This is a genomic window from Cyanobacterium sp. T60_A2020_053, assembly GCA_015272165.1.
Lineage (GTDB): Bacteria > Cyanobacteriota > Cyanobacteriia > Cyanobacteriales > Cyanobacteriaceae > Cyanobacterium.
Map to the genome: position 1 here is coordinate 62915 of JACYMF010000113.1, position 11850 is coordinate 74764.

An 11850-nucleotide genomic window follows, 5' to 3' on the forward strand; every position below is an offset into this window, starting at 1 on the left:
CAAAGGGCAAAGGAAATTATTAATTCATAATTCATAATTCATAATTCATAATTCATCATTCATAATTCATTCTTTCCCCAGCGCCCTCCCCGCTAACCATCCCGTAGTCCAAGCATTTTGAAAGTTAAATCCCCCTGTCACCCCGTCTATGTCTAATATTTCCCCAGCAAAAAATAATCCTTGACAAATTTTACTTTCCATATTGTTAAAATTAACTTCTTTTAAACTAACGCCACCACAAGTAACAAATTCCTCTTTAAATACGCCCTTGCCTGAAATTTTATAAACTCCCTTTGTTAACTCTAAGGCTAATTTATTAAGTTCTTTTTTATTAATTTCTGCCCAAATTTTTTCATTATTTTCAACAACGTATTTAACAATACTTTGCCATAATCTTTTTGGTAAGTTGAAGCCATTAAAATTAGTTACTTTTTGTTTAGCAAAATCAATTTTTATTTGTTCTAATTCTTCCTTAACTATTTCAGTGTTACCATAATTTAACCAGTTAATAATTAAATTCATTTGGTAATTATGATCAAATAAAAGCCTTGCTCCCCATGCTGAAGTTTTTAGAATCGCTGGACCACTTAAACCCCAGTGAGTAACTAATAATGCACCATTTTGAGTGATTTTTTCCACTTTTTTTTCTCCTAATTGTATTTGAGCATTCGTGACGCTTACTCCTGCTAAATTTTCGAGACGAATATCTTTAATTTTAAAAGTGAATAAAGAAGGAATAGGTTTAATTATAGTATGTCCTAATTTTTCTGCCCATTGATAGCCTGACGGGTTACTACCCGTTGCTAATAAAATTTTATCAGCGTTGATAATTTCTTCTGATTTTAGCTTAATAAAAAATTGTTTATTTTCTTTACTAATATCTTTAACTAATGTTTTAGTATGAATTTTAATGCCATGGTGAAGGGCGCTGGTAAGTAAACAATCGATAATAGTTTGAGAATCATCGGTAACAGGGAAAATGCGCCCGTCACCCTCAGTTTTTAATTTTACACCTCTCGACTCAAACCAATTAATGGTATCTTGTGGTTGAAAACGAGAAAAAGCGCCCCTCAACTCTTTGCCACCTCTTGGATAATGACTTACCAACTCCCCAGCATTAAAACAATGGTGAGTGACATTACACCTCCCCCCTCCTGAAATTTTCACCTTACCCAAAACTTGAGGGGATGCTTCGAGGATGAGAATATCTGCATCAGGATAATTTATGGCAGTATTAATCGCTCCAAAAAAACCAGATGCACCACCACCAATAACAACTATTTTCGTCATGAAATTATTTTTCTTTTAGACTTTTTATTTTTCTATAAATTGTCATTGTTATAATTATAATCAGCGTTACTGAATTGTGGTATGAAACATTAATAAATTACAGCAAATATATAATACTCAAATTGAGATGATTCTGGTACCACCAAAATCTGCAACACTAGGAAATAATAAATCAAGTTTGAGTCCGATTTCAAAACTAGGCTTATTTGTTATAAGCCTAACTAACATGAAAACTTTTTATTTCCTCCAAAGTAAATAAACTCTCAAATTGTAGCCCTTGAGATTGGTAAAATTCAGAGCCCCCTGCCTGTCTATCCACAAGGGCAATGATTTTATTGACAGTTAATCCAGCGCCCCTCAACCTCTCCACTGCTAACATGGCAGATTTACCCGTAGTAACCACATCCTCTAATACCACCACTTGTGCTTCCCTAGGAAGACTAACCCCTTCAATATAAGCCATCGTGCCGTGACCTTTTGCCTCCTTACGCACAATTAGAGCAGGAATAGGGTTATTTTCATAGGCAGAAACCACGCTAACTGCTGTTACCATAGGATCAGCACCGAGGGTTAAACCAGCCACTCCAGCGACTTCAGGAGAGAGCATTTGATAAATTAACTGCCCTAACAATAGCGCCCCCTCCCCACGCAAAGTAACCTGCTTACAATTAAGATAAAAATTACTTTTTTGCCCCGAAGATAGGGTGAAATTCCCTTCCTGATAAGCATACTCAACAATCATTTTTAATAAATTTTCCCGTTGAGATAAGCTATGATTTTCCATGATATTTAATGACTATTTCCGTTACAATGAGAGCAACATGATTTTAACAGAGAATCAATTATGTTCCCAAAATTTTCCCGTTTTTGTACCATTGCCGCGCTAACCACTTTAACTTGTGTCATAGCGCAACCTTCTTCCGCTAATACGGAAACCCCCGTAGTAGCCCAAGAAAGCACCACCGAAATGGTGGAAAATACGTCATTCTTAACCACCGACGAATTAATCAAAAAGTCTTTTAACTATCATAGTGGGGACTTCTTTGAACAATCCACCATTGGTAGTGATCTTAACTCTATTTTCGGTTGGCGTACGGGCTTGAAAGGCTCTTACCCCGAAAATAACATCGCTAGAGATGGTTTACTGCTCAATGTCATTATCACAGACTATTTTAAACAATTAACTCAAGGAGGAACATCGGTTCGCACTAGAGACGTTGAAAATCCTTTCAATCAGTCTATCGCAGCTAATCCTGATAATCTCTAAGTAAAATCCAGGGTACAGGAGTTGAACCTGTCTTGGGCGAATTATGAGTTCGCTGCCTCAACCGCTCGGCCAACCCTGGTCACTTTTTCTATTATAAAATATTTATTCCCTGTTTTGCCAAATCTCTATGAATCTTTCTGTAATTGCTTTTATTCTTGTCATTATCAGTAGTATCGGAGCCGGTATTACTACGGGCTTTTTTTCTTATACTATGGGTAAAGACTCCCTCTCTGGAGTAGCAACTCCTAATGATAATCCCACCCAAAAACTACAAAAACCTCTTAATTTTGATAACCTTCAAGAAGAATTTAAAATAATTCCCGAACAACAAGTATTAGTAAAAGTTTATGATAGTATTCACCAACAAAAGCAAATTTTAGCGGAAAAACGCAAACAGGCTGAAAATAATAAATAATAGACAATTGATAATGAATAATCAGTTTAAATTAGGCAGTAAATTATATCATTTTGATGGTGATGATAATACCTATTTTGCTCCCATTATTACTATAGTTATTTTTCATAAATTGCTCATTTGCATCAATTATTTTTGATTCTTGACTAAGAAATACAGTATTTTTAAAGAAAAAACGTTATTTTTTGCACTTTTTGTAATGTAAATTATGCTTAAAGTGTTTGTTTAATTAGGTTTCTGAGTTATTCAGCAAACCCTAATTAAGTATTAGAATTTCATAATTCATAATATCCCTCTTCCATCTTAGGTTTGATAGTGGGATAATATGCAATGCAAAATGATTTAATAAAAAAAATTTAAAAATGAGTAAAACTGCATGGGTATTTCCCGGACAAGGTTCTCAATGTCTGGGCATGGGTGCTGGTTTAGCTGATACAACCATGGGAAAGGAAAAATTTGCCGTTGCTGAAGAAATTTTGGGATGGTCTGTGTTACAAGTATGTGACCAAGAGGAAGATAAACTTAATCAAACGGTTTATACTCAACCCTGTTTATATGCTATTGAGACGATTTTGGTGGATTTATACAAGGGTAAAGGGAAAAATGCCGATTTAGTAGCAGGACATAGTTTAGGGGAGTACAGCGCCCTCTACACTGCCAATGTGTATGATTTTGAGGACGGATTAAGGCTGGTTAAAAGACGGGGAGAGTTGATGAGTCAGGCACAAGGGGGCAAAATGGTGGCGCTGATGAAGTTTGATCGGCAATTATTGGAAGATGCTGTTAATAGTCATGGTGAGGTGGTGATCGCCAATGATAATAGTGATGGTCAGGTGGTGATTTCTGGTACTCCTGACGGGGTTGATCAAGTTTTAGAGCAAGTGGGCGCCAAAAAAACGGTGGAGTTGAAAGTATCTGGCGCGTTTCACTCTCCTTTGATGAGTGGGGCAGCACAGGAGTTTGCCAAGGTGTTAGATAATATTAATTTTCGGGATGCTTCTGTGCCGATTATGTCTAATGTTGATCCTCTTCCTACGGTGAAGGGCGCTGAAATTAAGCATCGTTTATTACGTCAGATGACGGGGGGAGTGCGCTGGAGAGAGATAATGTTGGCTTTGGGTAGTCATGGTATTAGTGATGTGGTGGAAATTGGACCGGGTAAGGTTTTATCTGGTTTAATTAAAAGAACTGATAAAACCCTCAATTTAATTAATATTGCTACGGTAGAGGATATGTAGGGCTTGATGAAAAAGTGGAGTCGTTAGGACAAATTGATAATTGATAATGGACAATTGATAATGAAAAACTAACTACTAATTATCCTCCTCTGCTTCCCTTTCTTCCCCTTCTTCCCCTGCTTCCCCTGCTTCCCTTTCTCCACCCCATGTTAATTTTCTAAACGGGAAAAATGATCAGCAATATCTGAGCCGGTGAAGTGCGCTACCCAACCTTCCGGATTATTAAATAAACGGATAGCAATAAAATTGGGATTGTTGCCCATGTCAAACCAATGAGGGGTATTAGCTGGTACACTAATTAAATCTCCTCGCCGACAAAGCACTTCAAAGACTTTTTGGTCTAGGTGTAAGCTGAATAAACCTTCTCCGGCTACAAAAAATCTTACTTCATCTTCTTTATGGATATGTTCTGCTAAAAACTTTTGTCTTAACATCTCTTTTTGGGGATGGGCGCTGGTAATAGTAACAACATCCACGGTTTGATAACCTTCTTCTGTCATCAGTCGTTGAATATCGGTGTGGTGGGCGCTGAGGGTTTCTTCTTGAGTTGCGCCTAGTTGTATTTCGTCTTTGGTTTCCCATTGCTCGAATTTTACCCCTACTTGTTGTAGGTGATAGATGATTTTAGCAATTTTATCTTGTTGATTGTCTATGGTATGGCTATCAAAGAGAGGATTTTTAGGGTTATCTTCGGAAAATATTTTTAGTGCCGTCATTTTTACTTTATTTTATGAGTCAGGATGGATTTTATTGTTAATGTAGGGACGTTGCATGAAATATCCCTACTGAAATATGAAAAACTGAATTAATATCAAGTTCGGATAATTAGTTACAAATAGATCATTTCTTCGCACTTTACCCACCGTGTAATGAATTACACGGAACCAACAACCCGATCGTTCAATAAATTGAACTAAGATTATTTTTAATTGCTTTGTAAGTCATCAAGCGGACTTGATATAACTAACAAATGTATAATTAATTTTGCACGATAACTTATTTTATGATAAAGCATCTCCCCTTTCTCCCTTTCCACCCAGGGGGTTTTCATTCTCAAAAATGTTAGTTTATCAAACTAGCTAATAGTCTGAAATTCAGAGGTTTTTAACTAAAGTGTGCTGAAAAAGTATTTTGGTGAGGGGAGGTGTCAGGTTTCGGGTGTCAGGTATCAGGTGAAATGCTTATAAATTAAAGAGTTAAGCTAAATATTTATGTTTCATAAATTGCTCATTTGTATCAATAATTTTTGATTTGGGTAGAGAAAAGAGGGCATTTTTTGGGAAAAAAGGCTATTTCTGGCACTTTTTTAAGATTTTATTATACTTAAAACCTTTGTTTTAAAAGGGTTTTGATTTATTCAGCAAAGCCTAACTACTAATAAATCAATTAATAGTAAAAAATCTCCCTTTCTTCCGTGCTTCCTCTGCTTCCCCTGCTAAACAAATCAATTTTGATGCTAACTTTGAAAACGCCCTCTTTCTTCCGTGCTTCCTCTGCTTCCCCTGCTAAACAAATCAATTTTGATGCTAACTTTGAAAACGCCCTGCTTTCCACCCTTTCTCCCTTCCCAAAATTTAGATTTTTGAGACAACGAGAGAAAGTTGTTTGCTTTATTGATGGGGATAAGCCATTTTGCGCACATCAAGACATCGATCAAATTCCTGCGCCGTCAGATAACCCAAACGTAAAGTAGCTTCTTTGAGAGTAAGATTATCATGGTGGGCTAAATGAGCAATTTCTGAGGCTTTATCATAACCAATTACTGGACTTAGTGCCGTTACCAACATCAAAGATTGATTGACTAATTCACTAATGCGATCATAATTTGGTTTCATGCCTTCCACTGTAAACGCTTTAAAATTACGACAACCATCACTCAAAATTTTAATAGATTGCATGATGTTGTAAATAATAATTGGTTTATAAACGTTCATTTCTAGGTAGCCACCAGCGCCCGCCACACTAACCGCCGTATCATAACCCATAACTTGTACAGCTATCATTGCCAAAGCCTCACACTGAGTGGGATTGACCTTGCCCGGCATAATAGATGAACCCGGCTCATTTGCTGGTAATTCTAACTCATTAAACCCAGCGCGCGGACCACAAGCCAAAAGACGAATGTCATTAGCAATTTTTAAAAGAGAACAAGCAAGGGTTTTTAAACAACCACTTACCATAACGAGTGCGTCATGGGCGCCCATCACCGCAAATTTATTACTGGCAGTGGTAAAAGGTAATTGGGTAAACTTGGCAATATAACGGGCGGTTTTGTCACCAAACCCTTTGGGCGCATTAATTTCAGTACCTAAAGCAGTGCCTCCCAACGCCAAAGGATAAATTTCAGGCAAAACACGATTAAGACGTTTTAAATTATCATCCAACATTCCCACATAACCTGAAAATTCTTGTCCTAAACTTAAAGGTACAGCATCTTGTAAGTGAGTGCGACCAATTTTTATAATGTCTTGCCACTGTTTTGCTTTTTGAGCCAAAGCGTTTCGTAATTCTGTTACTGCGGGGATTAAACGATGATGAAGCGCCAAGACACTGGCAATGTGCATTGCCGTGGGAAAAGTATCATTGGAAGACTGAGACATATTAACATGATCGTTAGGGTGAATGGGGTCTTTACTGCCCAACTTTCCGCCAGCAATTTCAATGGCACGGTTAGAAATTACTTCATTCACATTCATGTTAGTTTGTGTACCGCTTCCTGTCATCCACACATGAAGGGGAAAATGTTGGTCTAGTTTACCTTCCCAAATCTCTTCGGCAACTAAGACAATTAAATCGGCTTTTTCTTTAGGTAATTTGCCCAATTCATAGTTCACTAAAGCTGAGGCTTTTTTGATCAAGGCAAAAGCCCTAATGACTTCCATGGGCATTATATCTTCACCAATGGAAAAATAGTGTAGTGAGCGTTGGGTTTGCGCTCCCCAAAGGCGATCACCTCTTACTGCTATTTCCCCCATACTATCGGTTTCGGTGCGGGGCGCTGGTTGGGAATTTATCATAATCAAGGGGGGGTGAAAAGATGTCTTAGCCTAATGATATAGTAATCCGATGGCAATGGTGAGAATAATTTTATCAAAAAAGAGTGAAGCTCACAAAGGTGGAGGGCGCTTATCTTAGGGCAAACGCATACTCAGGAAGATAAAATTTTGAGCAGACATCTTTCATCCCACCCTGCTTTTAGTCGTTGTGCTTTTTTCCTCTTCCATACTCTTTTTCTTTATTCAGCAAATTCAGAGCTAGATGACGAATTAAAGCCATATTTTCTGCACTATTGCCCTGTCTAATTCTACTATGGTCTTCTCTCAATGCCACATCTAAACACCAATGTAATTGATTCTCTCCGCCCCAATGACTCCTTACTCCTTGAGCAAATTGTTTTACTCCTTCCTTAAGGCTGGTTAAATAATATCTTCTTTCAATGGTTGTTTCTTTTCCCTTGATTCTTCTTTCTGACTCCACCACACCGATGCTTTTTAGTCCTCGCCATTTTTCACTATCAATTAGATATTCCACATCATTCATTAAGCAATGAAGCACAACGAAAATTTTAGATTTTAACTGAGGATTTTTTCTGATAAATTTCTTAAAAGAACGCTTAAAACCATCACTCCAAATTAGATTCATTATTAATCCTCAAGGGCGTGATAAATATCAATAAGTGATTTCTGCAAGGGCATTATTAATAACCTTTTCTTCCACTCCCTGACGTTTTAAACTATCAATTAATTCTAAAACATTACTTGCTTCTAGTTTTTTTAAATCTTGCCGTAATCCTTGCCCTATATAAGCTCTAATCAGAGGTTGATAACCTGAAAATCCCAACAGAGGTGCGATGGCTTTTAATTCTTCCACTACATCTTCAGGCATACGCAGAGTTATGCTTTTCATGGGGCGATCGCTTTTTAATCTTTGTTTTAATGTTTCAATTTTCATAGTATATACGTTCTTGACGGGTTGCTTGACGGGCGGAAATAATGCGAATCATGTCATTATCTTGTTGAATATGAACCACAAATAAGAGGTAATTATTTTTATCCATACCGATGACGGCATCTCTGGCTTCATAATTACGTCTAGCATCCACTACCACTAAAAAGGGATCAAAAAATGCTTCGGTGGCTCGTTCAAAATTAATGCCCTTATGTTTGAGCAGATATTGCTTCGCTTTTTGTTCATTCCAAATAAAGGTTATACCATTCAGGATAAATGTTACATCCATTTTACTTAATTATAATCAAGTTCGTATTGACATTGTCAATATTTTATTTTTTCATCTATTTGTCTTTTTGCATTTAACCTAACTTAAAACCAGCGCCCTCCCCCTCAAAAACAGCGCCCTCCACCTTAAACCATGCACCTGCACCCTCCACTGCAAACCAGCACCATCTAACTATTTTGAATATGCTTATTTAGTTTTTGATCAAAGGTAAACACTTTTTCCTGATCAATCTTAGAATAAGCCCAGAGAAGACAATCCACAAAATCTAATTTTGTTTCTCCATAACAATCTAAAGCCTTGATTAACAATTCAGGTTTCTCCAGAAAAACTAATTCCTCCTCAATTAATTTATGTAATACTTCTCTGATTTTATCTCTTTCTACTTGATAAACTTTTTGCAAAACAAATACCACTTCACAGCGGGAAGAAGTAATATTATTCGATTATTTTCAAGTATTTCTTCTGCTTTCGTAGATAATTCTTCATGATCATTAAGAAGATAACGAAGGATTATATTAGCATCAGCGATCGCCATATTTTTCCGCTATAAAATTTTCCCAAGCCTTTGATTCTAATGTCATTAGTTCAGGGTTGATATAATTTTGTAATGCTCCTTTTAAACTATTTTTTTTAGGAGAAGAATACTCTTTTGTTAAAATAATAATTTCTACTTGTTGTCCAGAAAATTCTGATGGTAAGTTAAGTAAAATTTGACCATTCTCTACTGTTTGAACTGTACGGATTATTTCCATATTTATTCTATTTGTAAATTTTAGATACTTTTTAGCGAGATTAGATTATTTCTCGATCTTTGAATGTGTAAATATCAGGTTCATCATTGAGGAAATCAAAAGAATGGCTTTTTTCGGCTAAGTTAACAATATCTCCTGTTAAAATTAAAGAATCATCAAAGAACAATTTTTGTTCAAATATTTGGCGTTCTTCATTAGTAAGTAATTGAACTACGGTGATTAAGGAGTCAATTAATTTTTGATTCATGATTAACCTCACTGCATACATTTAACATTCCATCACAATGATCAAGTGCCCTTCACCACAACCAGCGCCCACCACCTCAAACCGCTAGCCCTCCACCCCAACCTATCAGCCATAAAATTTTGGACCCATGAATAACAACCAAAGACTTTTTTACCCTTGCCCTTTTTAATCTTTGATGAGAGAATTAATACTTTGCGTTACTAACTGGATTTGTTGATCAGTGATACCGGGATACATGGGCAATGAGAGAATATTACGACATAAATCTTCTGCGTGAGGAAAATCGCCCTCTTGATAACCCAAGTAATTATAAGCCGGTTGTAAGTGACAGGGTATGGGGTAATGAATCCCTGTTTCTATGCCCATAGTCGCTAATTTTTCTTGTAGTATGTCTCTGGTGAGGGGCGCTGAGGCAATTTTGATGACATATAAATGATAAATATGCCCTTCTCCACTGACATTTTTTATGGGAATAATGCCTTTTTTTTGCAATGGTTGCAATAACTGATCATATTTTGCCCCAACTTGATTACGCCATTGATTCCAATGAGGAAGTAATGGTAATTTTTTTTGTAATACTACCCCTTGTAAGGTATCTAGACGGCTATTAGTGCCAAAATCACGATGATAATATTTTTTCGGAGCGCCATAATTTCTCAGACTGCGGACTTTTTGGGCAATTTCTTCTTCATTGGTGACTAACATTCCGCCGTTACCAAATGCGCCTAAATTTTTACTAGGGTAAAAACTGAAACCACTTGCTAAACCTATGCTTCCAGCTTTTTTATCTTCTCTGACGGCGAGGTGCGCTTGGGCGCTATCTTCAAAAATAATCAAATTATGACTTCGGGCAAAATCTTCTAGTTGTGACGGTGCAACCATCTGTCCATACAAATGTACTGGAATAATGGCTTTGGTTCTTTTAGTCATTGCTTTTTGAGCTAATTCTAAATCAATTAAGGCTGTCTGAGGATCACAATCGACAAAAATGGGCTTGGCTTGAGCCAAAATCACACCAATAACTGTAGCGATAAATGTGTTAGCTGGTACAATTACCTCATGTCCAGCGCCCACCCCACAAGCCATTAAACCTAAAGCAATGGCATCAGTGCCACTACCTACTCCTACGCCATAATTGACACCACAAGCACGAGCAAAATTTTCTTCAAATTCTCTTACTTCTTTGCCCAATATAAAATCTCCCCGTTGAGAAACAATCATCATCTGTTGATTTATTTCCTCTAGTAAGGGTTGATTTTGCCATGATAAATCCACAAATGGCACTTTAACTGAATTATTGCCCATTAATGCTTATTTTTTTATTTTGATCCATTTTATCGTAACTAAGAAATAGGGTGTTAGTTAATTAAGGGTTGATGAAAAACTGGAGTTGTAAAGGCAAATTGATAATGAACAATTAATAATCCAAGACGCATTTGAATTACTGTTTTCATTAAGTCTTAACATTACTCAAACGCTTACCTGTTGCTTATGTCCACCAGAGGGCTGAAATGCAAACTAGCGAATGATTTATAGCCTCTTACTTATAAAAATTTTTAAAAACTATAGACATAATGAAATTTATTTGCAATAATGAAGTTAATAAGATAAGTAAGAACATCGAGGTAAGATGTACGTTTGTATTTGTAATGCTGTGACGGAAAAAGATATTCATAAGGCTGTAAGGGAAGGTATATCTTCTCTTGACCAACTTTCCCAAGCCACTTCTGTTTCTTTACGATGTGGTAGTTGTCAATCTCGAGCCTGTCAGGTGCTGGAAAGTGCTTTATCTAATCTCAAGTAAATTAATCTATTTTGAAAACTAATTTAATCATAGTTAGTTAAAAGTATTATCAATAAGCATGATATTTTGTCAAATATGGTGTTTTTATACATAACGAATTTAAAATTCTTGTCCATAATTTAAACATTTGCCTAGCTTAATCTAACCATTCAAATGTAAACTAGCTTATTAAGGCATATTATTATTTTCAATTTCAGTGCTTTCTAAGGTAGGATTATTTTTACCTAATTTCATCACTCCTACTAACATCAAGGCTTGAATAGAAAAACCGATGACAATAGCAGTTAAAATTACCGCTTGAGGCACTGGATCGGCATAACTTTGATTCTCTCCTAATTGATCGGCTAAAATGGGAGTAAACATACCGCCCCTAGATGCAATAAAAACATAGTAAGCCACAACGCCAGTACTCATGACATCCATAGACATGATTTTCATGATCAAGTTTTTCTTTAAAAGTGTTCCGAAAAAACCACAAAAAATAGTCGTTAAAATAAAGGCTTCTAACATTACTTAAAATTATTTTTTATTACAAAAATTTATATTAGCACTGTAAACAGTATAACAAAATAAATACTTAATTGTTTTCTCTAAACTAAG

At 36.3% G+C, this 11850-nt stretch carries 15 protein-coding genes, 1 tRNA gene and 1 pseudogene; 4 read left to right on the forward strand and 13 right to left on the reverse strand.

Annotated features, from left to right (window positions below; genetic code table 11):
* Nucleotides 1-66 precede the first annotated feature (66 nt).
* Both IGQ45_15375 and IGQ45_15380 read right to left on the reverse strand, forming a co-directional pair.
* Nucleotides 67-1290, reverse strand: coding sequence for an NAD(P)/FAD-dependent oxidoreductase (locus tag IGQ45_15375; GenBank protein MBF2058550.1), 1224 nt, complete (start codon nucleotides 1288-1290; stop codon nucleotides 67-69).
* A 217-nt stretch (nucleotides 1291-1507) separates the two neighbouring features.
* The gene (locus IGQ45_15380) at nucleotides 1508-2074 is read right to left on the reverse strand and encodes an orotate phosphoribosyltransferase (GenBank protein ID MBF2058551.1); all 567 of its coding nucleotides are present in this window, start codon (nucleotides 2072-2074) and stop codon (nucleotides 1508-1510) included.
* A 60-nt stretch (nucleotides 2075-2134) separates the two neighbouring features.
* Here IGQ45_15380 and IGQ45_15385 point away from each other — a divergent pair, with 60 nt between their 5' ends.
* A complete protein-coding gene (locus IGQ45_15385) occupies nucleotides 2135-2557 on the forward strand; it encodes a hypothetical protein (GenBank protein MBF2058552.1) in 423 nt (140 codons plus the stop codon).
* A gap of 6 nt (nucleotides 2558-2563) precedes the next feature.
* On the opposite strand, the gene IGQ45_15390 is transcribed toward IGQ45_15385, so the two are convergent.
* Nucleotides 2564-2636 (reverse strand) — tRNA-Ile (locus IGQ45_15390).
* Between the two features lie 48 nt (nucleotides 2637-2684).
* On the opposite strand from IGQ45_15390, the gene IGQ45_15395 reads away from it, so the two are divergent.
* Together IGQ45_15395 and fabD are read left to right on the forward strand one after the other, a co-directional pair.
* Complete coding sequence (locus IGQ45_15395; protein MBF2058553.1) at nucleotides 2685-2972, forward strand: hypothetical protein; 288 nt, start codon at nucleotides 2685-2687, stop codon at nucleotides 2970-2972.
* A 362-nt stretch (nucleotides 2973-3334) separates the two neighbouring features.
* Nucleotides 3335-4210 (forward strand): ACP S-malonyltransferase, encoded by an 876-nt coding sequence (fabD, locus tag IGQ45_15400; GenBank protein ID MBF2058554.1) that lies wholly within the window; start codon nucleotides 3335-3337, stop codon nucleotides 4208-4210.
* A 149-nt stretch (nucleotides 4211-4359) separates the two neighbouring features.
* Here the strand turns inward: fabD and IGQ45_15405 are convergent, their stop codons facing one another.
* The 9 genes and pseudogenes from IGQ45_15405 to IGQ45_15445 all read right to left on the reverse strand — a co-directional run bounded on the left by IGQ45_15405 (nucleotide 4360) and on the right by IGQ45_15445 (nucleotide 10751).
* On the reverse strand, nucleotides 4360-4926 hold the full coding sequence (locus IGQ45_15405; GenBank protein ID MBF2058555.1) for a cupin domain-containing protein: 567 nt from the start codon (nucleotides 4924-4926) through the stop codon (nucleotides 4360-4362).
* An 894-nt stretch (nucleotides 4927-5820) separates the two neighbouring features.
* On the reverse strand, nucleotides 5821-7227 hold the full coding sequence (gene fumC / locus IGQ45_15410; protein ID MBF2058556.1) for a class II fumarate hydratase: 1407 nt from the start codon (nucleotides 7225-7227) through the stop codon (nucleotides 5821-5823).
* Between the two features lie 178 nt (nucleotides 7228-7405).
* Entirely contained in the window at nucleotides 7406-7852 is a 447-nt protein-coding gene (locus tag IGQ45_15415) for an ISAs1 family transposase (protein MBF2058557.1), read from the reverse strand.
* A 27-nt stretch (nucleotides 7853-7879) separates the two neighbouring features.
* Nucleotides 7880-8161, reverse strand: coding sequence for a hypothetical protein (locus IGQ45_15420; GenBank protein MBF2058558.1), 282 nt, complete (start codon nucleotides 8159-8161; stop codon nucleotides 7880-7882).
* Nucleotides 8151-8447 (reverse strand): BrnT family toxin, encoded by a 297-nt coding sequence (locus tag IGQ45_15425; protein MBF2058559.1) that lies wholly within the window; start codon nucleotides 8445-8447, stop codon nucleotides 8151-8153. The genes IGQ45_15420 and IGQ45_15425 overlap by 11 nt, the downstream gene beginning before the upstream one ends.
* Before the next feature lie 167 nt (nucleotides 8448-8614).
* Nucleotides 8615-8982: pseudogene (locus tag IGQ45_15430) on the reverse strand (PIN domain-containing protein).
* Nucleotides 8969-9199: a hypothetical protein gene (locus IGQ45_15435; GenBank protein ID MBF2058560.1), complete on the reverse strand. Its 231-nt coding sequence runs from the start codon at nucleotides 9197-9199 to the stop codon at nucleotides 8969-8971. The pseudogene IGQ45_15430 and the gene IGQ45_15435 overlap by 14 nt, the downstream one beginning before the upstream one ends.
* Nucleotides 9200-9239: 40 nt before the next feature.
* A complete protein-coding gene (locus IGQ45_15440) occupies nucleotides 9240-9446 on the reverse strand; it encodes a hypothetical protein (protein MBF2058561.1) in 207 nt (68 codons plus the stop codon).
* 165 nt (nucleotides 9447-9611) lie between these two features.
* The gene (locus tag IGQ45_15445) at nucleotides 9612-10751 is read right to left on the reverse strand and encodes a DegT/DnrJ/EryC1/StrS family aminotransferase (GenBank protein ID MBF2058562.1); all 1140 of its coding nucleotides are present in this window, start codon (nucleotides 10749-10751) and stop codon (nucleotides 9612-9614) included.
* Nucleotides 10752-11076: 325 nt separating this feature from the next.
* Between IGQ45_15445 and IGQ45_15450 the strand changes: the two genes are divergently transcribed.
* Nucleotides 11077-11250 (forward strand): (2Fe-2S)-binding protein, encoded by a 174-nt coding sequence (locus tag IGQ45_15450; GenBank protein ID MBF2058563.1) that lies wholly within the window; start codon nucleotides 11077-11079, stop codon nucleotides 11248-11250.
* A gap of 168 nt (nucleotides 11251-11418) precedes the next feature.
* Here the strand turns inward: IGQ45_15450 and IGQ45_15455 are convergent, their stop codons facing one another.
* Nucleotides 11419-11760 (reverse strand): NADH-quinone oxidoreductase subunit K, encoded by a 342-nt coding sequence (locus tag IGQ45_15455; GenBank protein ID MBF2058564.1) that lies wholly within the window; start codon nucleotides 11758-11760, stop codon nucleotides 11419-11421.
* Nucleotides 11761-11850: the final 90 nt, after the last annotated feature.

Excerpts from the sequence above, each read along its gene's own strand:
- IGQ45_15380 (MBF2058551.1), bottom strand. The coding sequence starts at position 2,074 with ATGGAAAATCATAGCTTATCTCAACGGGAAAATTTATTAAAAATGATT.
- IGQ45_15395 (MBF2058553.1), top strand. The coding sequence starts at position 2,685 with ATGAATCTTTCTGTAATTGCTTTTATTCTTGTCATTATCAGTAGTATC.
- IGQ45_15415 (MBF2058557.1), bottom strand. The coding sequence starts at position 7,852 with ATGAATCTAATTTGGAGTGATGGTTTTAAGCGTTCTTTTAAGAAATTT.
- fabD (MBF2058554.1), top strand. The coding sequence starts at position 3,335 with ATGAGTAAAACTGCATGGGTATTTCCCGGACAAGGTTCTCAATGTCTG.
- IGQ45_15435 (MBF2058560.1), bottom strand. The coding sequence starts at position 9,199 with ATGGAAATAATCCGTACAGTTCAAACAGTAGAGAATGGTCAAATTTTA.
- IGQ45_15375 (MBF2058550.1), bottom strand. The coding sequence starts at position 1,290 with ATGACGAAAATAGTTGTTATTGGTGGTGGTGCATCTGGTTTTTTTGGA.
- IGQ45_15445 (MBF2058562.1), bottom strand. The coding sequence starts at position 10,751 with ATGGGCAATAATTCAGTTAAAGTGCCATTTGTGGATTTATCATGGCAA.
- IGQ45_15440 (MBF2058561.1), bottom strand. The coding sequence starts at position 9,446 with ATGAATCAAAAATTAATTGACTCCTTAATCACCGTAGTTCAATTACTT.
- IGQ45_15385 (MBF2058552.1), top strand. The coding sequence starts at position 2,135 with ATGTTCCCAAAATTTTCCCGTTTTTGTACCATTGCCGCGCTAACCACT.
- IGQ45_15405 (MBF2058555.1), bottom strand. The coding sequence starts at position 4,926 with ATGACGGCACTAAAAATATTTTCCGAAGATAACCCTAAAAATCCTCTC.
- IGQ45_15455 (MBF2058564.1), bottom strand. The coding sequence starts at position 11,760 with ATGTTAGAAGCCTTTATTTTAACGACTATTTTTTGTGGTTTTTTCGGA.
- fumC (MBF2058556.1), bottom strand. The coding sequence starts at position 7,227 with ATGATAAATTCCCAACCAGCGCCCCGCACCGAAACCGATAGTATGGGG.
- IGQ45_15420 (MBF2058558.1), bottom strand. The coding sequence starts at position 8,161 with ATGAAAATTGAAACATTAAAACAAAGATTAAAAAGCGATCGCCCCATG.
- IGQ45_15450 (MBF2058563.1), top strand. The coding sequence starts at position 11,077 with ATGTACGTTTGTATTTGTAATGCTGTGACGGAAAAAGATATTCATAAG.
- IGQ45_15425 (MBF2058559.1), bottom strand. The coding sequence starts at position 8,447 with ATGGATGTAACATTTATCCTGAATGGTATAACCTTTATTTGGAATGAA.